Source organism: Streptomyces sp. NBC_01197 (assembly GCF_036010505.1).
Lineage (GTDB): Bacteria > Actinomycetota > Actinomycetes > Streptomycetales > Streptomycetaceae > Streptomyces.
This window is the reverse complement of record NZ_CP108569.1, coordinates 5,926,820-5,945,393: the sequence shown is the minus strand read 5'-3', so window position 1 is coordinate 5,945,393 and position 18,574 is coordinate 5,926,820. Positions and strand designations below refer to the sequence as shown.

Here is an 18,574-nt window from a genome sequence, read left to right as displayed (position 1 = left end):
TGCTCACTGCCACCGCCTGTCGCAGAGAGTGGCAGCATAAATTACTACAACCCCGATGTACGTCAGACGGCGCTTTCACTCCTGCGGAGCGGCGTCAGAAACAGAAATATTGCACGGCAGCTGAACGTGCCATGCGGAACAATTGGCTGGTGGCGACATCAGGACAGAAAGCTGCGGGGCGAAGCGTACGTACCATCCACCGACTGCCCACGGTGCACATACCGGGATTTCGACCATGCGGCTTATGCCTATCTTCCAGGGCTCTATCCAGGTGACGGCCACATCGTCTCGAAACCCAAGCAGCGCCGTCTATCCGTCTACTGCGGCGACGACTGGCCCGGCCTGATCCACGAGGCGGAAAAGGCCATGCGCACGGTGATGGCCACTCCCAGCGTGGCCCGTCGCAGAAGAAGGGTTGCACTGAGGTCATGTCCTTCTCCACCCATTGGATCTGCTTTTTCCCCAGCACGGCCCGGGGAAAAGCACGACCGAACTATCGCGCTGGAACGCTGGCAGGGGCAGTCCGAAGTACTGAACCGCGAAAGGGCCCCTCAGCAGCGAATTCGAGGGGCCCTGGTCTACTGCTGACCAGTCTGGCTACTTCGGCGAATCGTCCTCCCCGACGTGGTGGACGCGGACCAGATTGGTGGAGCCCGCGACGCCGGGCGGGGAGCCCGCGGTGATGACGACGATGTCGCCCTTCTGGCAGCGGCCCGCCTTCAGGAGTTGTTCGTCGACCTGCGCGACCATTTCGTCCGTGGATTCCACGTGCGGGCCGAGATAGGTCTCCACACCCCAAGTCAGGGTGAGCTGGGCGCGTGTGGCCGGATCCGGGGTGAAGGCCAGCAGCGGGATCGGTGAGCGGTAGCGCGAGAGCCGCTTCGCCGTGTCGCCGGACTGGGTGAAGGCCACCAGCAGCTTCGCGCCGAGGAAGTCGCCCATCTCGGCTGCCGCGCGGGCGACTGCGCCGCCCTGGGTGCGTGGCTTGTTGCGGTCGTTCAGCGGGGGCAGGCCCTGGGCGAGGATGTCCTCCTCGGCGGCCTCGACGATGCGGCCCATCGTACGGACCGTCTCCACCGGGTACTTGCCGACGCTGGTCTCGCCGGAGAGCATCACGGCGTCGGTGCCGTCGATGACCGCGTTGGCGACGTCGGAGGCCTCGGCACGGGTGGGCCGGGAGTTGTCGATCATCGAGTCGAGCATCTGGGTCGCGACGATGACGGGCTTGGCGTTGCGCTTGGCCAGCTTCACGGCGCGCTTCTGGACGATCGGCACCTGTTCGAGGGGCATCTCGACGCCGAGGTCACCTCGGGCGACCATGATTCCGTCGAAGGCCGCGACGATCCCGTCGATGTTCTCGACGGCCTGAGGCTTCTCGATCTTGGCGATAACGGGGAGCCTGCGGCCCTCCTCGTCCATGATCTGGTGGACCTCGTCGACGTCCTGGCCGCTGCGTACGAAGGAGAGCGCGATGATGTCGGCTCCAATCCGCAGTGCCCAGCGGAGGTCATCGGCGTCCTTCTCGGACATCGCGGGGACCGACACCGCGACACCGGGGAGGTTGAGCCCCTTGTGGTCGGAGACCATGCCGCCCTCGACCACCATGGTGTGGACCTGGGGGCCGTCGACCGAGGTGACTTCGAGGGCGACCTTGCCGTCGTCCACGAGGATGCGCTCGCCGGTGGTCACGTCTCCGGCGAGGCCGTCGTAGGTGGTGCCGCAGCTGCTCCGGTCGCCCCGGGCGCCGGGAGCGACGCTGATGGTGAACTCGTCTCCGCGTTCAAGGAGTACGGGGCCCTCGGCGAAGCGGCCGAGGCGGATCTTCGGGCCTTGAAGATCCGCGAGGATGCCGACGCTGCGGCCGGTCTCCTCGGCCGCCTTGCGTACGCGGCGGAAACGCTCCTCGTGCTCGGCGTAGCTACCGTGGCTGAGATTGAATCGGGCCATGTCCATACCGGCCTCGACCAGTGCTTTGATCTGGTCGTACGAGTCGGTCGCGGGGCCCAGGGTGCAAACGATCTTTGCTCGGCGCATGGTCCGAGCGTATGCCTTACCGATGGGTAAGTGATGGGTCACACATGACGTCTCAACCACCTTTACATGAAAAGCTATTGACAACTGTTGAATTGTGCGCGGGTGCGCTCCGATGAGCAATTTCGATGGCCACGATGATGACCCGGATGACCCCGATAGGGAATTGCGCCTCAGAGTGCCGGTGGTGACATGGTGAAACGGGCGTTCACCTGGGCGTGAACGGTCTGGCGCTGGGGTTCGAGGTCGATAGCGGGTGCGTCGTCCGCCGCGCCGGGTGCCGCCGCCCTGAATCCACGGGCGCCGGCGAATCCGGGGGCGGGCGGGCGTGCGCCGTCGTCCGCGCCCGGGTCGGAGAGTTCTACGAGGGCGGTCAGCTCGGCTCCGAGCGCCCCGGCGTACTCGCGGGCGCGGGTGACGGCGTCCCGTACGGCCTGCCTGCGGGCGTCGCGGCGGGCGGGTGATCCAGGGCGCAGCGCCCACCAGGGTCCTTCGACCCGGGTCAGTTCCTGGTCGGCGAGGCGGGAGGTGAGGTCCCCGAGTGCGGTGAAGTCGTTGAGCACGACGGTGATCCGGACATGACCGGAGTAGGCGCGGACCTTTTCGCCCCGGCCGTGCTGTGCCGGTTCGGGGCTGACGGAGAGCGCGCCGCTCTCCAGTTTCTCGACGGCTTCGCCGTATCCGCGCGCGAGTTCGAGGATGGCGGCGTTGCGCCGGGTGAGGTCCTGCAGCGCCGCGCGCCGGTCCTTGCCGCGTGCGCTCGTGGTGACGGTGAGGGTGGCGGTCTCGGGTTCGACTTCGAGGCTCGCTTCGCCGCGCACGGCGACGCGCGGGGTGTCGGGCGTGCCGTAGGGCACTGCGGCTCGCGGGGCGGTGGGCTGAGGGGCTGCGGGCTGAGGGGCTGCGGGCGGAGCGGCTGCGGCCTGTGCCGGGTACGGGACTTCGTCGGTCATGGTTCCCACTGTCGCACCCCGGTACGACAGTCGGCGGTCACCAGATCGAAACCTCCGGGGGGTTTTGCGCCGCGTGACTCCTGGGTCAGAATCTACGCGCGTTGTGCATGGTTGCTGTCCGCATCTACGCGCGTTGTGTAGTGACTAGGGAGACGAAATTGCCGCTCAACCGTAGGACGTTCCTGGGTACTTCGGCCGCCGCCGGTGCCGGTGTGGCCATCGCCGGCGGCACTGCGGTGCCCGCCGCCGCGCAGGGGCACGGCCATGGCCACGGGCGTCCGCAGAAGCGGTACTCCTTCACCGTGATGGGGACGACCGATCTGCATGGTCATGTCTTCAACTGGGACTACTTCACGGACAAGGAGTTCGACGACGCCGCGCACAACGATGTCGGCCTGGCGAAGATCTCGACGCTGGTCAGCGGGATCCGCGAGGAGAGAGGCCGCCACAACACGCTGATGATCGACGCGGGCGACACCATCCAGGGCACCCAACTGTCGTACTACTACGCGAAGATCGACCCGATCACGGCCAAGCACGGCCCGGTGCACCCGATGGCGCAGGCGATGAACCACATCGGCTACGACGCGGCCGCGCTGGGCAACCACGAGTTCAACTACGGCATTCCGGTGCTGCGGAAGTTCGAGGAACAGTGCCGTTTCCCGCTGCTGGGGGCTAACGCCCTGGACGCGAAGACGCTCAGGCCCGCGTTCACCCCGTACGTATTCAGGACGCTCCGCACGCCGCACGGCCGGGATGTGAAGGTCGCGATTCTCGGGCTGACGAACCCGGGCATCGCCATCTGGGACAAGGCGAACGTCCAGGGCAAGATGGTGTTTCCGGGGCTCGAGGAGCAGGCGGCGAAGTACGTGCCGCGGCTGCGTTCCATGGGCGCCGACGTGGTGATCGTCGCGGCGCACTCGGGGGCCAGCGGCACGTCCTCGTACGGTGATCAGATCCCGTACGTGGAGAACGCGGCCGCCCTGGTGGCCGAGCAGGTGCCGGGGATCGACGCGATCCTGGTGGGTCACGCGCATGTCGAGATCCCCGAGAGGTTCGTGGAGAACAAGAGGACCGGGAAGCAGGTCGTGCTCTCCGAGCCGCTGATGTGGGGCGAGCGGCTCACGGTCTTCGATTTCGACCTGGTGTGGGAGAAGGGGCGCTGGGCGGTCGAGAAGGCCGGTTCGCGGGTGCTGAACTCCAATACCGCGGCCGAGGACCCGGAGCTTGTGAAGCTGCTGACGGACGAGCACAAGAAGGTCGTTGCGTACGTCAACCAGGTGATCGGGACGTCGTCCGCGGCGATGACCACGGCGGACGCGCCGTGGAAGGACGAGCCGATCATCGATCTGATCAACGCCGTCCAGACCGACACGGTGAAGGCGGCGCTGGCCGGTGGCGAGTACGCGGCGCTGCCGGTGCTCTCGCAGGCGTCGTGCTTCTCCCGTACGGCGCAGATTCCGGCCGGGAATGTGACGATCAAGGACGCGGCGGGTCTTTACCCATTCGAGAACACGCTGGAGGCACGACTGGTGACGGGCGCGCAGATCAAGGACTACCTGGAGTTCTCGGCGCGCTACTACGTGCAGACCCCGGCGGGCGGTCCTGTCGACACCTCGAAGCTGACGAACGCGGACGACACGCCGGACTACAACTACGACGCGGTGTCGGGACTGACGTACGAGATCGACATCGCCAAGGCGGCCGGTTCGCGGATCGCGAAGCTGTCCTTCGGCGGCAAGGCGATCGATCCGGCGGCGCAGTTCGTGCTTGCGGTGAACAACTACCGGGCGAGCGGCGGCGGTAACTTCCCGCATGTGCCGGCCGCCAAGCAGCTGTGGGCCAATTCGGACGAGATCCGGAACACGATCATCGCTTGGGTGCAGGCGAAGGGGACGGTGGACGCTTCGGAGTTCGCTTCGGTGGACTGGAAGCTGACGCGGGACGGTACGCCGGTCTTCTAGGGCCTGCCGCGGCACTGGCGCGGGAAGCGGGCACACCCGGCCTGACCGGGTGTGCCGGTCCGGCCGGCGCCCTTGCCGTCAGCTGCGTTCGGCCAGCGGGATGAGGGCGCTACGGCCCTGCGGGGGCAGGCCGTGCTCGCGGTCGAGGCCGAAGCTGGTGAACGCGGTGCGCCTGGGCAGCGGGTAAGGGTCCTTGCCGGTGAGGCAGTTGAGGATCGTCGCGCTGCGCCAGGCGGCGAGGCCGAGGTCGGGGGCGCCGACGCCGTGGGTGTGGCGTTCGGCGTTCTGTACGTACACGGAGCCGGTGACTGCGGGGTCGAGGAGCAGCCGGTACTGATCGTCGATGTGGGGGCGCTCGGAGGCGTCGCGCCGCATGTAGGGGTCGAGGCCGGCGAGCATTCCCTCGAGCGGGCGCTCCCGGTAGCCGGTGGCGAGGACCACGGCGTCGGTGGTGAGGCGGGAGCGGGAGCCCTGCCGGGCGTGTTCGAGGTGGAGTTCGACCTTGGTGGCGGCGACGCGTCCGGCGGTGCGGACGGTGACGCCCGGGGTGAGGACGGCGTCGGGCCAGCCGCCGTGCTGGGTGCGGCGGTAGAGCTCGCTGTGGATGGCCGCGATGGTTTCGGCGTCGATGCCCTTGTGGAGCTGCCACTGCTGAGGGGCGAGGGAGTCGCGGGCGGCCTCGGGCAGCTGGTGGAAGTAGCGGGTGTAGTCGGGGGTGAAGTGCTCCAGGCCGAGTTTGGAGTACTCCATGGGGGCGAAGGCCTCGGTCCTGGCGAGCCAGGTGATCTTCTCGTGGCCTGCGGGGCGGGCCCGGAGCAGGTCGAGGAAGATCTCGGCACCGGACTGGCCCGCTCCGATGACGGTGATGTGTCCGGCGGTAAGGAGCCGTTCTCGGCTGGCGAGGTAGTCGGACGAGTGCACGACGGGTACGGACGGTGCTTCGGCGAGCGGCTGGAGGGCCTCCGGGATGTACGGCTCGGTGCCGACGCCGAGTGCGAGGTTGCGGGTGTGGGTGCGGCCGAGTGCCTCTGCCTCTCCGTCGGCGTCGAGCTGGGTGAAGTCGACCTCGAAGAGGGCGTGTTCGGCGTTCCAGCGGATGGCGTCGACCTGGTGGCCGAAGTGGAGCCCGGGCAGGCTCTCGCTGACCCAGCGGCAGTAGGCGTCGTACTCGGTGCGCCTGATGTGGAAGTGCTCTGCGAAGTAGAAGGGGTAGAGCCGCTCGCGTTCCTTGAGGTAGCTGAGGAACGACCAGGGGCTGGCGGGTTCCGCGAGGGTCACCAGGTCGGCGAGGAAGGGGACTTGGAGGGTGGCGTCCTCGATGAGCAGGCCGGGGTGCCAGTGGAAGGCAGGGCGCTGTTCGTAGAAGGCGGTGGAGAGTTCGGTGAGGGGGTGGGCGAGTGCCGCGAGGGAGAGGTTGAATGGTCCGATGCCGACCCCCACCAGGTCGTGGGGCCGGTCCAGGGGAGACTGCTGGTCCGTCATCGGGGCGTACTGCCTTCCAGGAGTTTGAGGAGAGCTTCCAGGTCACCGGTGGTGGCGTGGGGGTTGAGCAGGGTGGCTTTCAGCCAGAGGCGGTTGTCCGCGCGGGCCCGGCCCAGTACGGCGTGGCCCTCGGTGAGGAGGGTGCGGCGGATGGCAGCCACGGTCGCGTCGTCCGCTCCGGTGGGGCGGAAGAGCACGGTGGAGATGGTGGGCCGGTCGTAGAGATCCAGGCCGGGGTGGCCATCGATGAGGTCGGCGAGTTCCACGGCGATGGCACAGGTGCGGTCGACGAGGGCGGCGAGTCCGGTCCTGCCGAGGGCGCGGAGTGTAACCGCGATCTTGAACACGTCGGGGCGCCGGGTGGTCCGCAGCGAGCGGCCGAGGAGGTCGGGGAGGCCGGCTTCGGTGTCGTCGTCGGCATTGAGGTAGTCGGCCTGGTGGGTGAGGGCGTCCAGGGTGGCGGGGCACGGGACGGCGAGGAGTCCTGCCGCGACCGGCTGCCAGCCGAGTTTGTGCAGGTCGAGGGTTACCGAGTGGGCGCGTTCGAGTCCGGCGAGCAGGAGCCGGTGCAGGGCGCTGAAAAGGAGCGGGCCGCCGTATGCGGCGTCGATGTGGAGTTCGGCGCCGTGCCGGTCGCAGAGGTCGGCGATCTCGGGGAGCGGGTCGATGAGTCCGGCGTCGGTGGTGCCCGCGGTGGCCGTGACCAGGACCGGGCCGTGTGTCGCGGTGAGTGCTTCGTCGAGCGCGGCGAGGTCGATGGTTCCGGAGGGCGACGGGACGGTGAGGGGTTCGGGGAGGCCGAGCAGCCAGGCGGCGCGGTTCAGGGAGTGGTGGGCGTTGGCGCCGCAGACGATCCGGACGGCGCCGTGGCGTTCGCGGGCGAGGAGCAGTGCGAGCTGGTTGGACTCGCTGCCGCCGGTGGTGACGAGCGCGTCGCCCGCCGGGTAGATCTCGGCGGCGATGGCACGGGTGACGAGGGATTCGAGTTCGGAGGCCGCGGGTGCCTGGTCCCAGGAGTCCATCGAGGGGTTGAGGGCGGAGGCGGCGAGGTCGGCGGCTGCGGCGACGGCGAGCGGCGGGCAGTGCAGATGGGCCGCGCAGCGGGGGTCGGCGGGGTCGGCCGCGCCTTCGGTGATGGCGTGGACCAGGGTGCGCAGGGCTTCTTCCGCGCCGGTTCCGGTGTCGGGCAGTACGGGGTGGGCGGTGGCCCGTACACGTGCGGCGACGGCTTGCGGACCGCCGGGCGGCAGCGGGCCGATCCGGTCGGCGGCCCCGTCGTGCAGCGCGTCGAGGACGGTACCGACGAGGGGCCGCAGGGCGTTCGGCCCGGCGGCCCCTCCGGCGAGTGGCGGCGTACTCATACGGGTGTCCTTCGGTGCGCTGGGGGCTGTCACCCCAGCCTGTACGGGGGACAGGCGGCGCGCCCGAAGAGCACAACGAGCTCAACCCGAAAGTGGTATTGCCCTGGTGCGGAGGGAAGTTGGAGCCTCCTGTGGTGTACAAGGGGCTGACGCCCCCGCACCTGCGGTCATGCCCCGCGGACCTCCAGGGCGCGCCGCAGGTCGTCGAGCTGGTCGGTGAGTTTGCGGCGCAGGGCGGGGATCATGTCGGTGTCGCGCAGACAGGCTTCGCCGCGGGCGAGTGCCTCGGTGGTGATCTCGTACGCGGGGAAGGCGTACCGTCCGGCCGCGTCGGCGATGGCAGGGCCGCGCCGGCCGGCGAGTGCGACGGCGTCCGCGTAGTAGCGCTCGGCGTACTCCGCGACGAGTGCGGCCTGTCCGGGCTGCCAGAAGCCGCGTGCGGTAGCGATGAACAGGTAGTTGGAGAGGTCGTCGGAGCCGAACATCCGCTGCCAGGCCGCGGCCTTGGCCTCCGGTGCGGGCAGCGCGGCCCGGCAGCGGGCGGCGCCCTCCTGTCCGGTGGCGCTGATGTCCCGGTCGAGTTCGGCGTCGATGGCGCTCTCGTCGACGGCGCCGAGGGCGGCGAGGCGCTGGAGGATGCGCCAGCGCAGCTCCGGGTCGAGTTCGGGGCCGCCGGGGACTCCGCCGTCGTCGAGCCATGCCTGGATGCCGTCGGGCTGGCCGGCCGCGTCGATGAAGTGGCGGACGGCGATGAGGCGGAGCCCGGCGTGGTTCCCGTCCTCGGTGCGGCGGATGAGCGCGCGGCAGATCGTGCTGAGGGTGGCGAGTGCGCCGGGCCGGTCGGCGGCCGACAGGTAGCGGTCGGCGATCTGGGTGGCGGCGAAGGCGAGGACACCCTCGACGACGGCGAGGTCCGACTCGTGCGGGAGGTGGGCGAGCGCGGCGTCCAGGTAGGCGGCGGGCGGCAGTTCGCCGTCGCGGACCATGTCGCGTGCGGCGTTCCAGACGACGGCGCGGGTCAGCGGGTCGGGGAGGCCGGAGAGTGCGCGTACGGCGGTCTGCCAGGAGGCGGGGTCGAGGCGGACCTTGGCGTAGGTGAGGTCGCCGTCGTTGAGGAGGAGCAGGTCGGGGCGGCGGCCCTGGAGAGGCGTCGCGATGCCGGTGCTGTCCTCGGCGGGGACGTCGGGTTCGAAGCGTTCGCGCAGGACGAGGTGGGCGGGGTCGACCGGGTCGTGGTCGTAGGCGCCGACGGTGATGCGGTGGGGGCGGCTGCCGGTGCGGGCGATGCTGAACGACCAGTTGTTGTCGGTCTCGGTGACGGTGGGGGTGAGGGTGTCGACTCCGGTGGTGCCCAGCCACTGCGCGGCCCAGCCGTGGACGTCGCGGTCGGTGGCGGACGCCAGGTTGTCGATGAAGTCGGCGAGGGTGGCGTTACCGAAGCGGTGCCGGGCGAAGTGGGCGTTGATCCCGGCGAGGAAGTCCTTCTCGCCGAGCCAGGCGACGAGTTGGCGCAGCGCGGACGCGCCCTTGGCGTACGAGATCCCGTCGAAGTTGAGCATCGCGGACGCGGTGTCGGGGACGAGGGCCGGGTCAGGGGCGACCGGGTGGGTGGAGGGGCGCTGGTCCGCGTCGTACCCCCAGCTCTTGCGGGCGATGGCGAAGTCGACCCAGGTGCCGGTGAAGCGGGTGGCTTCGGCGAGGGTCTGGTAGCCCATGTACTCGGCGAAGGACTCGTTCAGCCAGATGTCGTCCCACCACTGGAGCGTGACGAGGTCGCCGAACCACATGTGGGCCATTTCGTGGGCGATGACCATGCCGCGGGTCTGCCGCTCGGTGTCGGTGACGGCGGAGCGGTAGATGAACTCGTCGCGGAAGGTGACCAGGCCTGGGTTCTCCATGGCGCCGGCGTTGAACTCCGGGACGAATGCCTGGTCGTACGAGTCGAAGGGGTACGGCTCGTCGAACTTCTCGTGGTACCGGTCGTAGCAGGCACGGGTGATCTCGAAGATCTCGTCGGCGTCGGCGTCGAGGTGGGGTGCGAGCGAGCGGCGGCAGTGCAGGCCGAAGGGGAGCCCGGCGTGCTCGGTGGTCACGGAGTGCCAGGGACCCGCGGCGACGGCCACGAGGTAGGTGGAGATCAGCGGGGTGGGTGCGGCCTGCCAGCGGCCGCCGCCGGTGCGCCGGGTGACGGCGTTGGCGAGGACGGTCCAGCCTTCGGGTGCGGTGACGCCGAGCTGGAAGACGGCTTTGAGGTCGGGCTGGTCGAACGCGGCGAACACCCGCTGGACGTCCTCCATGAACAGCTGGGTGTAGACGTATGTCTCGCCGTCGGTGGGGTCGGTGAACCGGTGCATGCCCTCGCCGGTGTGCGAGTAGCGCATCGCGGCGTCGATCAGCAGTTCGTGCTCGCCGGGCGTGATCCCGGTGAGCGGGAGCCGGTTCCCGGAGAGCGTGCCGGGGTCGACGGGGTGTCCGTCGAGGGTCACGGAGCGCAGCTCGGCGGGCTTGACTTCGACGAAGGTGTCTCCGGCCGCACGCGCGGTGAATCGGATGACGGTACGGGAGTCGAAGGTGTCGTCGCCCTGCGTCAGATCGAGGTCGATCGTGTACCGCTGGACATCGAGGAGCTGGGCTCGGAGCTGCGCTTCATCGCGCGTCAGTACGGACATGGGGCCATGGTGCCGTACGCCACCGGCCCTGCGCACGGGGTAATGGGGACCGGTGGCCGATCGGGAGGGGAGGGGGGAGAGCGGTCGTGACCCCACGTTTTCACGCTGTCAGAAGCCCAGTTCACACACCAATTGCTGTGGTGAACCAGAACCGGCGTCTGACCAGCGAGTACATGGAGGACGTCTCGTTTGGTGCCGCAGGGACAGGGAGCTGCGCTCGGTGGGTTCGGATGTTCAGGGGCGGGCAGTGCCGTTGAAGGGTGGCGTAGGACGGTTCAGCCGCCAGACCACGTCGATGCCGCTGCCTGAGGGAGCTACGGGCGGTTTTCCCTGTTCACGCAGGCCTCGGTGAAGCCCAACCGGCGTGGTATGGCGGCGCTGGAGGCGTTGGACAGGTCGTGCGCGATTTCCAGGTACTCCACGTCCGGCAAGGTGAACATCTCGGTGACCATGGCCGCCGGTTGCTCCAGTGGCGATGTGGGCGGGGCCGCCGTCCGCTCCAGTGGTACGGGGGCGAGCCCAGGCGCGTACCGGGCGAGGAGCGTGAGCGTCTGCCACTCGCGGTCCCAGGAGCGGAAACGCTTGACGACCGTGGTGGGGCCGATGCCGATCGTGTGGGTCGTCGTCAGGTCGGTCATCCGGTGGGCCCCCGGTCGCGGCCGGCGGCGGTCAGCTCTCGGGGGCGGAGCCGTCCGCGATGCGCTCGTGGTGTCTGATCACTTCGGCGACGATGAAGTTGAGCAGCTTCTCGGCGAAGGCTGGGTCGAGTTTCGCGCTCTCGGCGAGGCTGCGCAGCCGGGCGATCTGGCGGGCCTCGCGGGCCGGGTCGGCGGGCGGGAGCTGGTTCCGCGCCTTGAGGAGGCCGACCTGCTGGGTGGCTTTGAAGCGCTCGGCGAGCATGTGGACGACGGCGGCGTCGATGTTGTCGATGGATCCGCGCAGGCGGTCCAGTTCGGCCTGTACGGACGGGGCTGTCTCGGTCATGGTCGTCGAGCTTACGTCGTGATCGTCGGCGGGTCGTCGGGGTCCGGTATCTGGTCACTCCAGCCGCCGGGCACGGTGTGCCCCTGCTGCTGGCGGAAGACGACGGGGGCCTTTCCCACCCGGCGGGTGAAGAGCCGGGAGAAGTAGGCGGGGTCGTCGTACCCCACGCGGCGGGCGACGGCGGCGACCGGCAGATCGGTGGCGGCGAGCAGTTCCTTGGCGCGGCCGAGGCGGATGCCCAGGAGGTAGTCCTTGGGACTGCAGCCCGCCCCCTGCCGTACCGCGTTGCGCAGTTCGGCCGGGGTCATGCCGTGCCGGGCCGCGTGTTCGGCGACGGTCAGCGGCTGGAAGGCGTCGCGGGCGAGCGCCTGGAGAACGGGGGCGCCTTCCGCGTCGGTGTCGGCGCGGGCGCGGCGCAGCGCGACGAGCAGTTCATGGACCGCGGCTCCGCTCTCCACTTCGAGCAGCGGGTTCCCGCGGCGCGCGGCGCGGACGATGCGCCCCACGGCGGCGCGTGCACCCGCGACGTCGGTGAGCGTGACGACGGGCCGGTCGGGTTCGATGTAGCCGAGTTCGGTGTAGGTGGCGGTGGCGGGCCCGGTGAAGTCGACGAAGGACTCGTCCCAGCCGGTGGCCGGATCTGCTCCGTAGTGGTGGGTGGCGCCGGGGGTTATCCAGATGAGCGCGGGCGCGGTGACGGTTGTACGGCGTCCGTCGGCGCCGCGGTACCAGCCGCTGCCCGCGCCGACGATGACGGCGACATGGTGGTCGAGCGTCCGCGGCCCGACCGGGGGCAGGGTGCCGTGCTGGAGGCCCACTCCGAGGCAGACCAGGCCGAGCTTGTGGTGGGCGGGGCTCGGAGTGAAGTAGCGCATCCAGGTGTGGTACATCCCTTTTCCGGCCTCCCTGTACGGTGCGTAGCGGTCCATCACGGGTTGTTCGCCGCGGTCTCTTGCGTCCAACCAGCGTTGATCTTTGTCCATGGACCGGGCCGCCGCCAGGGGTGAGAGTGTCGACGTGGCTGATTTCACTGTGGGTGACGAGGATTTCCTGATCGACGGGCGGCCGGTCCGGCTGCTGTCGGGGGCACTGCACTACTTCCGGGTGCACGAGGAACAGTGGGGCCACCGGCTGGCCATGCTCCGGGCCATGGGGCTCAACTCCGTGGAGACATACGTCCCGTGGAATCTGCACGAGCCCCAGCAGGGCCGCTTCCATGACGTGCGGGCGCTCGGCCGGTTCCTGGACGCCGCGCACGAGGCCGGCCTGTGGGCGGTCGTCCGCCCGGGACCGTACATCTGCGCCGAGTGGGAGAACGGCGGGCTGCCGCACTGGCTGACCGGAGCACTGGGGTCGCGGGTGCGCACCCGTGACGCTGAGTATCTGCGCCAGGTGGACCGCTGGTTCCACCGGCTGCTGCGTGAGGTCGTCCCCCGGCAGATCGACCGGGGCGGCCCGGTGATCATGGTGCAGGTCGAGAACGAGTACGGCAGTTACGGATCCGACCAGGCCTATCTGCGCCATATGGCGGGGCTGCTCCGCACGCTCGGGGTGAGCGTGCCGCTGTTCACCTCGGACGGGCCCGAGGACCACATGCTGACCGGCGGTTCGGTCCCCGGGGTGCTGGCCACGGCCAACTTCGGCGCGGACGCGCGCGAGGGCTTCGACGTGCTGCGCCGGCACCGCCCGAAGGGGCCGCTGATGTGTATGGAGTTCTGGTGCGGCTGGTTCGACCACTGGGGCGCCGAGCCCGTCGTACGGGATCCGGCGGACGCCGCGCTGGCGCTGCGGGAGATCCTGGAGTGCGGGGCTTCGGTGAACCTGTACATGGCGCACGGCGGGACGAACTTCGCCGGCTGGGCGGGCGCCAACCGCGCGGGTGAGCTGCACGACGGCGAGCTGCAGCCGACCGTGACCTCGTACGACTACGGCGCGCCCATCGACGAGTACGGGCGGCCGACCCGGAAGTTCTGGCTGTTCCGCGAGGTGCTGGCGGAGTACGCCGACGGTCCGCTGCCGGAACTTCCGTCGGCCCCCGCCGCGCTGGCGGCGCCGGTACGGGCCGCGCTCCCGGAGTGGGTGCCGCTCGGCGGGGTGACGGACGCGCTGGGTGGTCCCGAGCAGGTCACGGGGGCTACGCCGTCGTTCGAGGAGCTGGATGTCGACCGGGGCCTGGTCCGCTACCGCCTGACGGTGCCGGGCCCGCGCAAGCCGTATCCGCTGACCGCGCCCGGACTGCGCGATGTGGCGCAGCTGTACGTCGACGGGGTCCGCACGGAACTGGGCACCCCGGTGGCCGGGCCCGCTTCGGTGGAGCTGTGGGTGGAGTCGCTGGGCCGGGTCAACTACGGCCCCCGGCTCGGTGAGCCGAAGGGCCTGACGGGCGGGGTGCTGCACGAGCGCCAGTACCTGCACGGGGTCCGTGCGCGGGGGCTGCGGCTCGACGCGTTCGACGACGCGTCGGCCGTCGCGAAGCTGCCGTTCCGTGCGGTGCCGCCGGGTGGGCCGGATGCCGGGGCCCGGGGGCTGCACCGGGGGACGTTCCAGGTGACCGGGGCCGGGGACGCGACGCTGGAACTGACCGGCTGGGTACGGGGGTTCGTCTGGGTGAACGGTTTCGGTCTGGGCCGCTACTGGTCGGCGGGGCCGCAGAGTTCGCTGTTCGTACCGGGCCCGGTGCTGCGCGAGGGCGAGAACGAAGTGTGGGTGCTTGAGCTCGCGGGCGCCTCGGCGGACGCGAGCGAGCCGGGGCTGACGCTCCGCTGAGCCTCCTGCGCGCGCCGGGCCGATAAGGCAGCGGGGCCGGTCCTCGGCTGAGGACCGGCCCCGCTGCCGTCGGGCGCGTCCGCTCCGCCACATCTGACGGGCCTCCGCAACACCTCACGGCGCTCCGCTACACCTCGCGGACCTCGAAGGCGTCGAGCGCGAACTCGGCTACCCCGTCGTCGCCGACCTTGCGCAGCCCCACCCAGGCGTCGCCACCGGCCGGCGCCGTGAACTCGTAGCTCAGCTCCGTCGGTTCGGTCGCGACGGGCAGCACCCTGCGGTCCAGCTCACGCGCCGCGGGCTCGTCGACGCCGGTGATCCAGGCGTACTGGCCGGCTGTGTCGTTCTCGTACCGGAAGGCGACCCGGTACCGCTTGGACGGCTCGAAACGGACGGTGTGCTGGACGGTCCGGTAGACCAGGCCGTCGTTCTCGCCGCGCGACTTGAGCGACTGGCCGCCGTCGATGACGTCGTCGATGACCTTGCCGTTCCAGCCCCGCTGGGTGAACGGCGCGTGCCGCTGCCCGATGTGGGTCCGGGGGTCGGTCGAGCCGCCGGCGTCGCCCTTGACGAAGGCGCCCCAGCCCTGCGGGACGTTCTCGAAGTCCTCGAAGGCCAGCGCGCCCGCCTTCCGGGTGGGCTTGGCCCCGGCGATCCGCAGGTTGTCGAACCGCACCTGCGCATCGCCCGCCGCGACCCGCAGCGTGAGGTCGACCCGGCCGCCGCTCTCCGGCACGGTGAAGTACGTGAACATCCGCTGGAAACGGGAGTCGTGCTTGCGGTCGGCCGCGACGTAGTTGCCCGCGCACGACGTGTCGGTCCAGTTGGCCGCGGTCACGCCGTCGGCGGTACGGATCTCCAGGGCGGCCCTGCGCCGCTCCCCCGCCTTCTTGCCGACCTCGACCTGCACCGAGGCTACGTAGGTGCCTGCGGGCAGCCGGCCCAGGCGCTGACCGACGGTGGTGGCCGCTCCGGCGCCGATCACCAGCTCGTAGTCGCCGATGGAGCTGAGTACGACGGACGCGGGCCCCTGCGTCTGCCATCCTTTCAGGGAACCGGAGTTGAAGCCCGGGTCGTACACCGGGGTGCCCTGCCCCCACTGGGGTTCGGCCGGGGCTTTCACCCTTGAGCGGTACAGCACATAGGGCTGTCCCGCGGTGGCCTCCACGGTGACCTTGCCCGAGCGGACCGCCAGGTCACCGGCGTGCACCCGGCCCTGGTCGGTGAGCCGGTAGAGCGCGACGCGCGAGGAGCCCGACCAGCCGCGCGGCAGCTGCCAGGTGGTGCTGCCGCCCTTCGGGTTGTAGTGGTAGAGCTTCTCCGGGTCGGTCGCCCTGCGGGGCTCCCAGGGCAGCAGATAGCTGCCGCCGGTGTAGACGACGCGTCCGTCGGTGGTGATGCGGCGGTTGCCGTCCGCGTCGCCGACGACGGTCCCGGTGGGGCCGAAGAAGGTGATCTCGTGCTCGGTCCACCGCTTGACCGGGTAGGCCTGGAGGTACTTCGCCGGCAGCGCCTCGGTCCAGATGATGTCGTAGAAGGCGTTCCAGTCCGTCTTGTTGACCCAGCCCTCGAAGTTGCCCATCCGGCCGGCGCCCAGCAGCGTGGGCCACTTGTTGGAGAAGACGTCCTTCTGGTGGTTGCGGATGAAGCGGATCAGCTGGGAGTTGATGCCGCGCGAGGTGTCGCCGCCGTAGTCGGTCTCGTTCGCCCAGTGCGACCAGACCGAGGAGCGCTCCAGGCCGTGGCCCCACTCGCTGCTGACCGTCCAGCCCTGCTCGCGCAGGGCGCGCTGGAGCCGGTCGCCGTTCCAGCCGGACTCCCGGAAGACATCGAAGTAGATGGCGTTGAGCGCCGGGTGGGTGTCGTCGCGCAGGTCCTGCAGCCGCTTGATGATGTCGCCGGACACCAGGTCACGCCGGGAGTCGATGCGGTAGGACTGGTCGAGCCAGTCCCACTGCTTGTCGGTCTTGTCGACGAGCTTCTCGGAGAAGGCGTGGGCGACGGGGTACGACTCGGTGGCGTTGACGTGCACGCTGAAGTCGCTGTTCCACTTGCTGCCCTCCTTGACGAGGGTGTTCAGGTCGGCGAGGCCGCCGGCCCGCTCGTTGTAGTTGCCCGCGTAGTCGGGGTGCGCGGAGTCGTGGCCCTCCGACTGGTACCCCTTGAGCAGCGTGTACTGGCGCAGCCCGTCCGTGGCGAGCGAGATCCGCTTGACGTTGTCGAGCGTCGCGAGGAACGGGTTGGTGGCCTGCGAGGCGAAGTTGAACGGGATGTGCGGGACGACCCGAAGATGGGTGTCGTCCGCGCCGAGCGGGGTCACCATGATGTCGCGGAAGGCGATCGCCGCGTCCTGCCAGTCGACCACGCCGTCGCCGTTGCGGTCCCGGGTGAGGATGACGGTCGCGTACGGCAGCGGCTCGGTGGCGTCCACCGGCGAGGAGTCCGCGCGGTGGGTCCACTGGCCGCACGCCAGCTGCGCCTTGACGTAGCCGTCCCTCTTGACGGTCTGCCGCCACATCCGGCCGTTCTCCCAGGTGGCGCCCGGGGTGTCGGCCGGCTTGTCGTAGACCGTGTTGGTCTCGACGGCGCCGCCGAGCCCGTCGTGCGCCACCACTGCGTACGCGCAGCCGACGGGCGCCGCGTCCGCCGCGCTGTCCGGTGCGACCTTCACCAGGGTGTCGCCGCTCTTGGCCTTGTCCAGGTCGAGCTTGGCGGCCAGCAGGGTGGCGCCGGGCTGGTCGCTGCGTACGGAGAGGAAGGCCAGGGCGGGGATCTCCAGCGTCCCGACACGCAGCGCCGCGGTGTCCGCGATACGGGTGACCCGCCAGTCGGTCCGCCATCCGTGGACCCGGATCTCGACGCCGATCTCGGTCCCGCCGTCGAAGGCGAGGGTGTACGCGATCCGGTCCCGGCCGGGCCCGGACGTCACCTTCGGGGTGTGCGGGGCCCCGTCGATGAGCACCGAGGTGACGGGGTCCTCCTGTCCGTGCAGCAGCGCGCCCGTCCGGCGGTCGGTGTACGACACGATGCGCGGGAAGCCGCGGTCGACGCGTACGTCGAGGGCTTCGGAACGCAGGACGGCCTCGGCCCCGCCCGCGGTCCCCGAGCCCGTGGCCCCCGCGTCCGCCGCGAAGGCGGACGGGGTGGCGAATGCCGCACCGACACCGGCCAGCGCGGTGGCGGCCACCACGGTCCTGCGGCTGGGCCCTCGGTCTTCTTCGTGCACGCTCGCTCCTCCATCGCGACGATCATCCGTGCACGTCACGATGGAGGGGCAGGGCGTGTGAGCCTATGGACAAAGGAGGGACAGGTCTTGGACTAAAGCGATATCCGGCGCTTTGTCCTGGCCTCCCGTCCACTCCTCCGACCGGTTTGGCCGTTCTTTTACCCGGCTCTCTTCACCCGGCTCTCCGTTGCCTGGCTCTCTTCTGCCTGGCTCTCTTCTGCCTGGCTGGTGTGCCGGGCGCCCGTCGCGGCGTCAGTGCAGCGCGTCCGCGGCCGACTTGATGTCCGCCGAGAGGGCCGACACCTGGGCGTACACACCCGGGTAGCCCCGCTCGGCGCAGCCCTGGCCGAAGCTCACGATCCCGACCTGGATCCAGTCGCCCTTGTCGTCCTTGCGGAACATCGGACCGCCGGAGTCGCCCTGGCAGGTGTCGACTCCGCCCTTCTCGACGTCTCCGGCGCAGATCTCGTCGCCGGCGTTGAACTGCGCTCCGTACGCCTCCGCGCACTGCTCGTCGGAGACGTACGGGACGGTCGCCTGCCGCAGATAGCGCTGCTGGCCGCCGTTCTCACTCGTCGAGCCCCAGCCCGCGATGGTGAATGTTCCCTTGTCGTACTCCGTACCGGTGACGGTGGGCAGGGTCGGCAGGTCGAAGGGCGCGGCCAGTTTGACCAGCGCCCAGTCCTTGCCCTTGCCGTTGTAGCCGGGGGCCCGGACGACCTGGGTGGACTTGATGTGGACGGCTTTCGGGCCCTGGAGGTCGACCGAGCCCGCGGTGGCGGTGATCGAGGTGTTGGGCCCGGAGCCGGTTACACAGTGGGCCGCGGTGAGGACGATGTCCTTGGCGTAGAGGGCGCCGCCGCATCCCTGGGAGAGATGCACCATAAAGGGGTACGTGCCCTCCGCCACCCGGGTGCCTCCGACGACGGGTTCCGGGGCGGTGGCCGAGGCCGGGGCGGGCTGGAGGCTGAGGACGGCGAGTGCGGCGGCGCCGATGGCCGCACATCGTCCGATGGTGCGCACTGGCTGGTTCAACGGGCTTCCTCTCGTGGGGGCTGAGGGGTCCTCAAGCCCTGTCCGGACAGGATCTGGTCGCCTCGTCCGGGAAGGGCTCTTCCCACGACAATGGACGCTGTCC

At 70.0% G+C, this 18,574-nt stretch carries 12 protein-coding genes; 2 read left to right on the top strand and 10 right to left on the bottom strand.

Annotation, left to right across the window (positions count from 1 at the left end; translation table 11 throughout):
* Positions 1-597: 597 nt before the first annotated feature.
* Positions 598-2,034, bottom strand: a complete 1,437-nt coding sequence (gene pyk, locus OG452_RS27315) for a pyruvate kinase (RefSeq protein ID WP_327298218.1) — start codon at positions 2,032-2,034, stop codon at positions 598-600.
* 170 nt (positions 2,035-2,204) lie between these two features.
* Positions 2,205-2,984, bottom strand: coding sequence for an SIMPL domain-containing protein (locus OG452_RS27310; RefSeq protein ID WP_327298217.1), 780 nt, complete (start codon positions 2,982-2,984; stop codon positions 2,205-2,207).
* Positions 2,985-3,142: 158 nt separating this feature from the next.
* Between OG452_RS27310 and OG452_RS27305 the strand changes: the two genes are divergently transcribed.
* Complete coding sequence (locus OG452_RS27305) at positions 3,143-4,948, top strand: bifunctional metallophosphatase/5'-nucleotidase (RefSeq protein WP_327298216.1); 1,806 nt, start codon at positions 3,143-3,145, stop codon at positions 4,946-4,948.
* 78 nt (positions 4,949-5,026) lie between these two features.
* Here OG452_RS27305 and OG452_RS27300 read toward each other — a convergent pair whose 3' ends face one another.
* The 6 genes from OG452_RS27300 to OG452_RS27275 form a co-directional block, all read right to left on the bottom strand.
* Positions 5,027-6,430, bottom strand: a complete 1,404-nt coding sequence (locus OG452_RS27300) for a lysine N(6)-hydroxylase/L-ornithine N(5)-oxygenase family protein (protein ID WP_327298215.1) — start codon at positions 6,428-6,430, stop codon at positions 5,027-5,029.
* Positions 6,427-7,791 carry a pyridoxal phosphate-dependent decarboxylase family protein gene (locus OG452_RS27295; protein WP_327298214.1) on the bottom strand — a complete coding sequence of 455 codons (1,365 nt, stop codon included), beginning with the start codon at positions 7,789-7,791 and terminating at the stop codon, positions 6,427-6,429. The genes OG452_RS27300 and OG452_RS27295 overlap by 4 nt, the downstream gene beginning before the upstream one ends.
* A 167-nt stretch (positions 7,792-7,958) precedes the next feature.
* Complete coding sequence (gene pepN, locus OG452_RS27290; protein WP_327298213.1) at positions 7,959-10,460, bottom strand: aminopeptidase N; 2,502 nt, start codon at positions 10,458-10,460, stop codon at positions 7,959-7,961.
* Positions 10,461-10,774: 314 nt separating this feature from the next.
* The gene (locus OG452_RS27285) at positions 10,775-11,098 is read right to left on the bottom strand and encodes a hypothetical protein (RefSeq protein ID WP_327298212.1); all 324 of its coding nucleotides are present in this window, start codon (positions 11,096-11,098) and stop codon (positions 10,775-10,777) included.
* Positions 11,099-11,129: 31 nt separating this feature from the next.
* Positions 11,130-11,444 (bottom strand): chorismate mutase, encoded by a 315-nt coding sequence (locus OG452_RS27280; RefSeq protein ID WP_327298211.1) that lies wholly within the window; start codon positions 11,442-11,444, stop codon positions 11,130-11,132.
* 11 nt (positions 11,445-11,455) lie between these two features.
* Positions 11,456-12,334: a helix-turn-helix domain-containing protein gene (locus OG452_RS27275; protein ID WP_327299803.1), complete on the bottom strand. Its 879-nt coding sequence runs from the start codon at positions 12,332-12,334 to the stop codon at positions 11,456-11,458.
* A gap of 127 nt (positions 12,335-12,461) precedes the next feature.
* Here OG452_RS27275 and OG452_RS27270 point away from each other — a divergent pair, with 127 nt between their 5' ends.
* Positions 12,462-14,210 carry a glycoside hydrolase family 35 protein gene (locus tag OG452_RS27270; RefSeq protein WP_327298210.1) on the top strand — a complete coding sequence of 583 codons (1,749 nt, stop codon included), beginning with the start codon at positions 12,462-12,464 and terminating at the stop codon, positions 14,208-14,210.
* A 127-nt stretch (positions 14,211-14,337) separates the two neighbouring features.
* On the opposite strand, the gene OG452_RS27265 is transcribed toward OG452_RS27270, so the two are convergent.
* Both OG452_RS27265 and OG452_RS27260 read right to left on the bottom strand, forming a co-directional pair.
* Complete coding sequence (locus tag OG452_RS27265; RefSeq protein ID WP_327298209.1) at positions 14,338-17,436, bottom strand: endo-alpha-N-acetylgalactosaminidase family protein; 3,099 nt, start codon at positions 17,434-17,436, stop codon at positions 14,338-14,340.
* A gap of 252 nt (positions 17,437-17,688) precedes the next feature.
* Entirely contained in the window at positions 17,689-18,471 is a 783-nt protein-coding gene (locus OG452_RS27260) for a S1 family peptidase (protein ID WP_327298208.1), read from the bottom strand.
* Between the last annotated feature and the right edge of the window lie 103 nt (positions 18,472-18,574).